Source organism: Vibrio sp. M260118 (assembly GCF_036533755.1).
Lineage (GTDB): Bacteria > Pseudomonadota > Gammaproteobacteria > Enterobacterales > Vibrionaceae > Vibrio.
Genome location: NZ_JATABG010000478.1, coordinates 1 through 2,174, shown reverse-complemented (window position 1 = coordinate 2,174; position 2,174 = coordinate 1). Strand labels below are relative to the sequence as shown.

Below are 2,174 nucleotides of genomic sequence, written 5' to 3'. Positions count from 1 at the left end.
AATGACTCTTTTAAGGCTCATTAAAGGCATTTGATAACGGCGAAAACGCATCTCTCGCTTAAAGAAGTCTCCCGCCATTTCAAACAAGCCTTGCTTCTCACACTGCTTGCGAATGTTGCGACATACCTCCTCTGCTTCTTGGCACAAAGAGACCGCCTTGTTACGGTCGCGCTTCTTCATCGCTTGCTTTGCTTCTTGCTCTTGCTTTAGGTATCTACCCCACTCAATATTTTCTAACTTGGCGCGCGATAGTGCCGCACCTAGTAAGTTACAGTTATCGAGTTTGGCACAATGTAAATTCGCACCAATAAGCTTGGCTTTCATCAAAGATGAGCCACGTAAATCTAAGCCAAAAAAGTGAGCATCGGTTAAGTTTGCTCGGTAGAAATCAACGTCTCGACATAGATACCCGTCTTTACAGCCACGGTTTACTAGATCTATGTCTTCGAGGTCTGTTCTTGCCAACTGAAATCCGTCTAAAGGTTTACCTGCTGCGGCCCATTGTTCAACCTTGTCTTTTATATCATCTTTGCTTTTATCGACTTTTGGGTCGTGCCAGTAACATAAGCCTGACTCGCCACATGGTTGATCGCAGCACCAGCCATCAGGGTTTTGATAGCTGCATTGGCCTTGATGAGATTCCATATGCACTGCCCCTAATCTTGCCTAACTAAGCAAAAGCCAAACTAGACACACTGTTAAGTGTAGTGGGTGCATATGATCACGCCATCATTATTTATAGATTAATTAATAACTACCGAGTAGCAATATCACTTGATGATACTTGCTCCCTTAGCCATTGCTTGAACAGCCTCGTATATGGGTCATCGATATGAGTGATCAAAAAATATCCTGCATTAGCTTCAATTGCTGGGAATGGCGCAACCAACTTGCCTTGCTCTATCTCACCGGATAACAGCGCAAACCTCGCCAAGGCAATCCCTACCCCAGCTTCTGCCGCTGACATCGCCATATCGGTACGATTGAAAAAGTGACCTCGATTGGTATCGAAATCCAACTGGTGCTCAGAGGCCCAATATAGCCATTCATAATCTTTTACTGCGCCTTGCCATGGCATCACATCATGCAGCAAAGTCACTTTGTCCCAATCTGCACCCACGCCGACAAGATCTGCATGTTTAGAAAGGTAGTCTTGGCTCATAACAGGTACGAGCGACTCTTCCATCACTAACTCTGCTTCGGTGTGTTTGTAAGGTATTGGACCGTAATCAATGGCGATATCAAAGTTGCGCTTGTCGCTATCGACAAGCGCACCTTCGGCAAAGGTGTGGATTTGAATATCCGGGTACTGTTTATGGAAATTTTCTAGCCTAGGGACTAACCACTTAAAAGCAAAAGATGGGGTGAGTTTGAGGCGGATCTGCTTTCGCTCACTCACCTGAGTAAGTTGAAAAACGTTCTCTTCAATCGCAGAAAGGTGATGACTGGTTGCCTCAACTAGCTTTCTTCCCTGCTCAGTGAGGCGAATACCACGTGCATGACGTTCAAACACGCTAAACCCTAATCGCTGCTCTATCTGCTGTAACTGCTGACTAACAGCCCCAAGCGTGAGATTGAGCTCTTTTGCAGCGCTGGTCAGGCTTTGATGGCGCGCGACTATGCAGATCAAATTGACGCCATGAAGTAGCGTTGATTTCATTTCTACCCTATAGAAAAACTAAAACCTTATATCAATTCTTATCGATTGTTAAACAGATGTAAACACCACATTCTAAGCAAAATTTTAAACTGTGAGTCGAAGCTGTGAAGGTGATTGTTTTAGGAAGTGGAGTGATTGGATTAACCAGTGCTTGGTACTTAAACCAAGCTGGGTTTAATGTCACTGTGATTGATCGTCAAGCAAGATCAGCAGAAGAGACCAGCTTCGCTAATGCAGGTCAAATTTCCTATGGTTACTCATCTCCATGGGCTGCTCCCGGCATTCCTACTAAAGCGATAAAATGGCTTTTTGAACAACATGCACCTCTAAAGATCAAACCATCTGTCAGCCCAGAATTAATTACATGGGCAAGCCAAATGCTCAGTAATTGCCAACTCGACAAATACCGAGTCAATAAATCACGCATGTTAACAATCGCAAATCGTAGCCGTGAGTGTTTAGCCAAGTTAAACCAAGAGTTTGAACTCAACTATCAGGGGCGTAACCAAGGTAC

General features: G+C 44.5%; 3 protein-coding genes. 1 reads left to right on the top strand and 2 read right to left on the bottom strand.

The features are described 5' to 3' along the window. Window positions 1-645, bottom strand: a 645-nt coding sequence (locus QTO00_RS18590; protein ID WP_331426094.1) for a pentapeptide repeat-containing protein, incomplete at its 3' end; no start/stop codon positions are given. A gap of 109 nt (window positions 646-754) precedes the next feature. After that, window positions 755-1,660 (bottom strand): LysR substrate-binding domain-containing protein, encoded by a 906-nt coding sequence (locus QTO00_RS18585; protein ID WP_331426093.1) that lies wholly within the window; start codon window positions 1,658-1,660, stop codon window positions 755-757. Window positions 1,661-1,764: 104 nt separating this feature from the next. Here QTO00_RS18585 and QTO00_RS18580 point away from each other — a divergent pair. Further along, a partial coding sequence (locus QTO00_RS18580) for an FAD-dependent oxidoreductase (protein WP_331426092.1) occupies window positions 1,765-2,174 on the top strand: 410 nt, incomplete at its 3' end.